At 70.7% G+C, this 6716-nt stretch carries 9 protein-coding genes; 1 reads left to right on the plus strand and 8 read right to left on the minus strand.

Annotated elements, in window-relative coordinates; translation table 11 throughout:
• Positions 1-423: 423 nt before the first annotated feature.
• Genes prcA through ACR2FV_RS02130 form a run of 7 tightly spaced genes read right to left on the minus strand, consistent with a single transcriptional unit; the run spans position 424 to position 4471 of the window.
• A complete protein-coding gene (gene prcA / locus ACR2FV_RS02100) occupies positions 424-1260 on the minus strand; it encodes a proteasome subunit alpha (RefSeq protein ID WP_434014068.1) in 837 nt (278 codons plus the stop codon).
• A complete protein-coding gene (gene prcB, locus ACR2FV_RS02105; protein ID WP_434014069.1) occupies positions 1257-2096 on the minus strand; it encodes a proteasome subunit beta in 840 nt (279 codons plus the stop codon). Before prcB ends, prcA begins: the two co-directional genes overlap by 4 nt.
• Complete coding sequence (locus ACR2FV_RS02110) at positions 2093-2293, minus strand: ubiquitin-like protein Pup (protein ID WP_434014070.1); 201 nt, start codon at positions 2291-2293, stop codon at positions 2093-2095. The genes prcB and ACR2FV_RS02110 overlap by 4 nt, the downstream gene beginning before the upstream one ends.
• 26 nt (positions 2294-2319) lie before the next feature.
• Entirely contained in the window at positions 2320-3843 is a 1524-nt protein-coding gene (dop, locus tag ACR2FV_RS02115; RefSeq protein ID WP_434014071.1) for a depupylase/deamidase Dop, read from the minus strand.
• A 9-nt stretch (positions 3844-3852) separates the two neighbouring features.
• Positions 3853-4032 (minus strand): hypothetical protein, encoded by a 180-nt coding sequence (locus ACR2FV_RS02120; protein ID WP_434014072.1) that lies wholly within the window; start codon positions 4030-4032, stop codon positions 3853-3855.
• Positions 4029-4328 carry a hypothetical protein gene (locus ACR2FV_RS02125; RefSeq protein WP_434014073.1) on the minus strand — a complete coding sequence of 100 codons (300 nt, stop codon included), beginning with the start codon at positions 4326-4328 and terminating at the stop codon, positions 4029-4031. The genes ACR2FV_RS02120 and ACR2FV_RS02125 overlap by 4 nt, the downstream gene beginning before the upstream one ends.
• Positions 4325-4471, minus strand: a complete 147-nt coding sequence (locus tag ACR2FV_RS02130; protein WP_434014074.1) for a hypothetical protein — start codon at positions 4469-4471, stop codon at positions 4325-4327. The genes ACR2FV_RS02125 and ACR2FV_RS02130 overlap by 4 nt, the downstream gene beginning before the upstream one ends.
• 203 nt (positions 4472-4674) lie before the next feature.
• On the opposite strand from ACR2FV_RS02130, the gene ACR2FV_RS02135 reads away from it, so the two are divergent.
• Positions 4675-5055 (plus strand): DUF3054 domain-containing protein, encoded by a 381-nt coding sequence (locus ACR2FV_RS02135; protein ID WP_434014075.1) that lies wholly within the window; start codon positions 4675-4677, stop codon positions 5053-5055.
• Between the two features lie 125 nt (positions 5056-5180).
• Here the strand turns inward: ACR2FV_RS02135 and arc are convergent.
• A partial coding sequence (arc, locus tag ACR2FV_RS02140) for a proteasome ATPase (RefSeq protein ID WP_434014076.1) occupies positions 5181-6716 on the minus strand: 1536 nt, incomplete at its 5' end.

The following is a 6716-nucleotide window of genomic DNA, read 5'->3' on the forward strand; positions in this document are numbered from 1 at the left end:
GCACCGACCGGGTGCCCGAGCGCAGCCACCGGGCGACCGGCTCGGCACCCGCGGCCAGCAGCACCGGGTAGAGCCCGCAGACGTAGTCGGGCTTGCCCCCCAGGAGCAGGACCAGCCCCACCAGTACGACGAAGGCCACGGCGATCGGACACCATACCCGCAGCTCGGGATTGCGGACCAGCCGCCACCAGCCGAGCGCGCCCAGACCGGCACCAACACCGGCGAGATCAGGACGAGCTGGAAGGGCAGCACGAGCCGCCGAGGCTCACTGGTGCCCGCATCAGTGGTCCCGAGAGGGCAGGAGTCAGCGGTAGGGAGCTGGTGCCACCATCTGCTCGTGGTGGTCAAGAAGCTGCACCAGATCTGAGCGCGTTGGCCGCCGCAAGTTCGCCGGCTGACCAAGCGCTGCCCGCCGACGACGCGTCAGTCCGGCGGTTGCTGCAGCTGCGGGTTGGTGTGCGCCGGGTCACCGTCGTGGCCGGTGGCGCCGTTCGGGTCGGTGCGGGTCAGCGTGTCGTGCTGCCCGGGGCGCCGGTCGTCGCGGGTCGGTATGTCGTCGGTCACGTCGTCGGGATCCAGCAGCGCCTCCAGCAGCGCCCCGCCGAGCCGGCGGAAGGTGCGACGTGGCCGGCGACGATCCAGCACGGCCACCTCCAGCTGGTCGGCACCGAGGGTGCGCTCCTTGTCCGCGCCCGCGCTCGCCAGCAGCTCCCGTGCCAGCGCGAGCACCTGGGCCAACGACATACCTTCGGTCCACCGCTCGCGCAGCCCGGTGGCCAAGGAGTCACTCGCCCCGCCCATCGCCACGAAGCCGGGCTCGTCGCTGACCGACCCGTCATAGGTGAGTCGGTAGATCTGGTCCTGCTCGGCGTCCCGGCCGACCTGGGCGACGGTGATCTCGATCTCGTAGGGCTTGGACTCCTGGGTGAACACCGTGCCGAGGGTCTGGGCGTAGGCGTTGGCCAGGCCGCGGGCACTGACGTCGCTGCGGTCGTAGGAGTAGCCGCGCAGGTCGGCATACCGGATGCCGGCGACCCGCAGGTTCTCGAACTCGTTGTACTTGCCGACAGCGGCGAAGCCGATCCGGTCGTAGATCTCGGAGACCTTGTGCAGCGTGCGCGACGGGTTCTCGCCGACGAAGGCGATGCCGGTGGCGTAGCTGGCCACGATCACCGAGCGGCCGCGGGCGATGCCCTTGCGGGCGTAGTCGGCCCGGTCCTTCATCAGCTGCTCGGGCGAGACATACATGCCGAAGCTCATCGGGCACCTCCCGGGTTGTCACGGCGGGCCTCGACGATGGCGCGCACCGCCCGCTCAAGATCGTCCTCCGCGACGAAGGCCACCCCCGTGTTGGACACGGTCGCGCAGGTGGGCCACAGCTGCCGGCCCAGGTCCGGCCCGCCGGTGGCCGAGTCGTCGTCGGCGGCGTCGTAGAGCGCCTCGAGGGCCACCGAGACCGCCTGGTCGCGGCCCATGCCGGGGCGCCACAGCTTCTTCAGCGCCCCACGGGAGAAGAACGAGCCGGAGCCGATGCTGTGGTGGCGCGCCTCCGGGTAGCACCCCCCGGTCACGTCGTAGGAGAAGATCCGGCCGGTCCCGGTGTCGAGGTCGTAGCCGACGAACAACGGCAGCACCGACAGGCCGCGGAAGGCGTTGCCCAGGTTGCCGCGGATCATCGTGGCCAGCCGGTTTGCCTTGCCCTCCAGCGAGAGCAGCGTGCCCTCGATCTTCTCGTAGTGCTCCAGCTCGACCTGCAGCAGCGTCACCATCTCCAGGGCGACCCCGGCGGTGCCGGCGATGCCGACAGCGGAGTACTCGTCGGCGGCGAAGACCTTGTCCATCTCGCGGTGTGCGATCAGGTTGCCCATGATGGCCCGGCGGTCGCCGGCGAGCAGCACCCCCCCGTCGTAGGCGAGGGCGACGATCGTGGTGCCGTGCGGGGAATCGAGATCTCCTTGCGGCGGAGTCATCGGCGCTGCGGCGCCGGGGATCAGCTGGGGTGCCTGGGCGCTCAGGAACTCCACGAAGGAGGTGCCGCCCACACTGCGGTATGCCGTGGGCAACCGGCCGTGACCGTCGTCACCGGCGGCGCTCACTGGCCCCCCTTCTGCACGAACGTGTGCACGAACTCCTGCGCGTTGGTCTCCAGCACGCCGTCGATCTCGTCGAGCAGGTCATCGAGCCCCTCGTCCCGCGCGCCCTCCTGCGCCTGCGGCGCCGCGGGGGGTGGCGCGGCCTCCGGCTCCTGGTCGTCACGACGGTTGGTGGGTCGTTGCTGCTCCTGTCCGGCCATGCCCCCATCCTGACAGACGGGACCGCTCAGGCGGGCGCGCTCTCCATCTCCGCAAGCAGGCTCAACGCGTCCGCATGCCGGTCCAGCAGGGCCTCGGTGTCCTTCTGGGTGCCGTGCAGCGGCTCGGGCAGGGCCACCCGGCGCAGCCCGCGCGCCGGGTCGGCGAAGACCACGGAGTCCCACGATGCGGCCCGCACCTGCGCGGCATACCGCCGCACGCACTCCCCGCGGAACCAGGCGCGGGTGTCCGGCGGGGGGTGCTTGACCGCATCGGCGACCTGCTCCGGGGTCAATAGGCAGGTCAGCCGTCCGCTGTCACGCAGCCGGGCGGCCAGACCACGCCGGGGGTCCAGGTCGCTGTACTGGATGTCGACCAAGCGCAGCCGCGGGTCGTCCCAGGCCAGGCCGTCGCGGTCGCGGTAGCCACGCAGCAGCGCCAGCTTGGCGACCCAGTCGACCCGGTCGGCGGCCCGCATCGGGTCGGTGCGCAGCACCTCGAGCAGGCTCTCCCAGTGGTGCAGCACCTCGCGGGTGTCGTGGTCAGCCACCCAGCCCGTCGGCTCGTCGAGCAGAGCGTCCCGGACAGCATCGAGGTATGCCTCCAGCAGGTCCAGGCCGCGCATCGAGCGGCCGTCGCGCAACGGCACGACCGCCTGGAGGGAGGGGTCGCGGGACACGGTGCGCACCGCGGCGACCGGGTCGGCCAGCTCCAGGCGGGGGGCCCGCCCCGTCTCGATGAGACGCAGCACCAGGCTGGTCGTGCCGACCTTGAGCAACGTGCCGACATCCGCCAGCGTCGCATCGCCGCTGATCAGGTGCAGCCGGCGGTGCTGATCAGCCCGGGCGTGCGGCTCGTCGCGGGTGTTGACCAGAGGCCGTTTGAGGGTGGTCTCCAGGCCGACCTCGGTCTCGATGTAGTCGGCGCGGGCCCCGATCTGGTAGCCGGGGAGCTGGGACATGGTTCCGAGTCCGACCCGCCCGGCGCCGCAGAGGATCTGTCGGGCCACCAGGAACGGCAGCAGGCCGCGCACCAGCTCCGGGAACGGCACCGACCGCGGCACCAGGTAGTTGTCGTGGGTGCCGTAGGAGGCACCCTTGCCGTCGACGTTGTTCTTGTAGAGCCGCAGCGACTGGCCCTGGTCCTGCAGCGCGCCCAGGGCCTGGACCATGACCTCCTCCCCCGCCCGGTCCCACAGGACCGCGTCGCGCGGGGTGGTCACCTCGGGTGCGGAGTACTCGGGGTGGGCGTGGTCGACGTAGAGCCGGGCCCCGTTGGAGAGCACCGAGTTGGCGATGCTGGGATCCCCCTCGTCGGTGAGCTGGCTGATGTCGGCCAAAGCCCGGGCCATCTCATAGCCCCGCGCGTCTCGCAACGGGGTCTCGTCGGCGTAGTCCCAGCCGGCGCCCAGCGGCAGTGCCCGGGTCACCCCCGCCCGCACGGCATACCCGCGCACGACCAGCCCGGACAGCTGGATCGGATCAGCAGCGGGGTCACCGGGCCGGGTGATGCCGTACTCCGTCTCGATCCCCATCACTCGGCGCACGGTCATACGACAAGCCTAAGTCGGTGGTGGGGAGATCCCGTCCAGCAGCCCCTGCACGATCGCGCCGTACTCGGTGACGACCCGGTCCCGGTCCGTGCCGTCGGGGTCCAGCAGCCGGAAGGACCGGGCTCCGGCAGCCAGGCCGAGCATGGTGCAGGCGAGCAGGTCGGCCCGGCAGTGGCTGTCCGCGCTCATCGGGTCGCCGCCGACCGTTGCCGCGGTATGCCGGTGCTCAGGTCGATGTCCAGGGTCGCCGAGACCGCACCGATCTGGACGGCGCGGGAGCGGGTGCGGCCGGTGGCGGTCTCGATGACGGTCAGCACGTAGCGCCCCGGTGGGGGCAGCCCCAACTCGTAGTGGCCGTCCGGGTCCGGGGCGGTCGTGCCCGCATAGTCCCCCGGAGTGCCGGATGAGCGAGAGCAGGGCAGGGCAGCACCGAGCGGTTCACCCTCATCGGTGACCCAGCCGGTCAGCTGCAGCCTGCGGTTCATCCTGATCCGGTCAGGCTTTGCTGCAGGGACACCAGGGTGCCGCACAGCGCCAGCACCGTGACGATCAGGCCGGTCGATCGCGGGGCACGCTCTTCGGCAGCGGGGGCTGCGACGACATCGGTCTCGGGGGCACTGCTGGACACGGGGTCCTCTCGACTCTGGGCTTCGTGGGTGGCAGCGCATCGACCGCACCTGCCCGAGACGGGATGACCAGTGTCGTGAACGCTTGTTCACATCCGCGGTCCCGCTGACCGTTGTGCGCACTCGGCTGACCGTTGTGCGCTCCACCGTGCGCTGCGCAAGGCGAGATGGAGCGCACTACGGGTGGTGGGTGCATGATCGCGGGGTGCGCCCAGCCTCCGCCTCCCCACTTCTGGACGTCGTCACGGTCCTCGCATTCGCGACGGTCGGCCGGGCCACTCACGCCGAGGGACTGAGTGTGCTCGGGGTTTTGCAGACCGCCTGGCCCTTCGCCGTGGGTCTGCTGCTGGGGTGGTCCGTCGCCCTCGCGGTGACGTCCGCGCGGCGGGCGGTGCACCTGGGCAGTCTGCGTGCGGGAGCCGTGGTCTGGGCTTGCACGGTGCCGACCGGTATGGCGTTGCGCACACTGACCGATCAGGGCACGGCGACCGCATTCGTCGTCGTGGCCGCGGTGACCCTCGCGGCCGGCCTGCTCGGCTGGCGGCTCCTGGCCCGCCGACTGCGGGTCCGCCGACTGCGAACATAGGCCGGCGCCGTCAGCGAGATCGACCTGCACGAACGCGCGCGAACAACTGCGGCGCCGAGTGGGTTCGCGCGCATTCCTGCATCTCAAACTCGAGGGAGCGGTCGCTCCCGGGAGGGAGCTGTGGGTCAGAGGTACTGGCCGGGGGTGCCGCGGTCCAAGGTGCGGCCGGGCTCGACGCCGTCCTTGCCCGAGACCAGGGTGCGGATGTAGACGATCCGCTCCCCCTTGCGCCCCGAGATCCGGGCCCAGTCGTCGGGATTGGTGGTGTTGGGCAGGTCCTCGTTCTCCTTGAACTCATCGACGCAGGCCTGCAGCAGGTGCTCGATGCGCAGCCCGCGCGAGTCGTCCGTGAGCAGGTCCTTGATCGCCATCTTCTTGGCCCGGTCGACGATGTTGTGGATCATCGCGCCGGAGTTGAAGTCCTTGAAGTAGAGAACCTCCTTGTCGCCACCGGCGTAGGTGATCTCCAGAAACATGTTGTCCTCGATGGGGGCGTACATCCGCTCCACCGACGCGGCGATCATCGCCTCGAGGGTCGCTTCCCGGTCGCCGTCGTGCGCGGCCAGGTCGTCGGCGTGCAGCGGCACGTCGACGGTGAGGTACTTGCCGAAGATGTCCCGGGCGCTCTCGGCGTCGGGGCGCTCGATCTTGATCTTCACGTCGAGCCGACCGGGCCGCAGGATGGCCGGGTCGATCATGTCCTCGCGGTTGGAGGCGCCGATCACGATGACGTTGTCGAGCCGCTCCACCCCGTCGATCTCGGCGAGCAGCTGCGGCACGATCGTGGTCTCCACGTCGGAGGAGACGCCGGAGCCGCGGGTGCGGAACAGCGACTCCACCTCGTCGAAGAACACCACCACGGGCGTGCCGTCGGTCGACTTCTCGCGGGCCCGCTGGAAGATCAGCCGGATGTGGCGCTCGGTCTCCCCGACATACTTGTTGAGCAGCTCGGGGCCCTTGATGTTGAGGAAGTAGCTCTGCGGGGTCGCCCGCCCGGTGCGCTCGGCGGCCTTGCGGGCCAGCGACGCCGCGACCGCCTTGGCGATCAGGGTCTTGCCGCAGCCGGGCGGACCGTAGAGCAGCACCCCCTTGGGCGGGCGCAGCTGGTGCTGGGCGTAGAGGTCCTTGTGCAGGAACGGCAGCTCGACGGCGTCCTGAATCTGCTCGATCTGGCGGCCCATGCCGCCGATGTCGGCGTAGGAGATGTCGGGGACCTCCTCCAGCACCAGCTCGGAGACCTCGGGCTGAGCGATCCGCTCGTAGGCGAAGCCGCTGCGGGCCTCCATCAGCATGGTGTCGCCGGCCCGGAAGGCAACGCCGTGCAGCGAGCCGGCGGGACGACATACCCGCTCTTCCTCGCCGCGCACCAAAACCATCACCCGGTCCTCGCCAAGCCGCTCCTTGACGGTGACCACCTCCCCGACCTGCTCGTATGCCGCCACGGCCACGATCGTCTGCGCGTCGGTGAGCAACACCTCACGACCCGGCAGCAGCTCAGCGTCGGCCACCTCGGACAGGCGGCGCACCCGAACCTGGCGCCCGGAGGAGGATACGTCCACGGGTGCGTCGTCGTGCCGGCCCAGCACCAGGGCGAAGTTGAGCGGCGGGCTGCCTGCGGCGTCGAGATCGTGGCGCAGCGACACGATGCGCTCGCGGGCCTC

Origin of the sequence: Ornithinimicrobium sp. (assembly GCF_051004135.1) — a bacterium.
Taxonomy (GTDB): Bacteria; Actinomycetota; Actinomycetes; order Actinomycetales; family Dermatophilaceae; genus Ornithinicoccus.

Coding starts and splice junctions, on each gene's coding strand:
- ACR2FV_RS02110 (WP_434014070.1), bottom strand. CDS start 2,293: ATGGCCGGACAGGAGCAGCAACGACCCACCAACCGTCGTGACGACCAG.
- ACR2FV_RS02120 (WP_434014072.1), bottom strand. CDS start 4,032: ATGAGCGCGGACAGCCACTGCCGGGCCGACCTGCTCGCCTGCACCATG.
- prcA (WP_434014068.1), bottom strand. CDS start 1,260: ATGAGCTTCGGCATGTATGTCTCGCCCGAGCAGCTGATGAAGGACCGG.
- dop (WP_434014071.1), bottom strand. CDS start 3,843: ATGACCGTGCGCCGAGTGATGGGGATCGAGACGGAGTACGGCATCACC.
- ACR2FV_RS02125 (WP_434014073.1), bottom strand. CDS start 4,328: ATGAACCGCAGGCTGCAGCTGACCGGCTGGGTCACCGATGAGGGTGAA.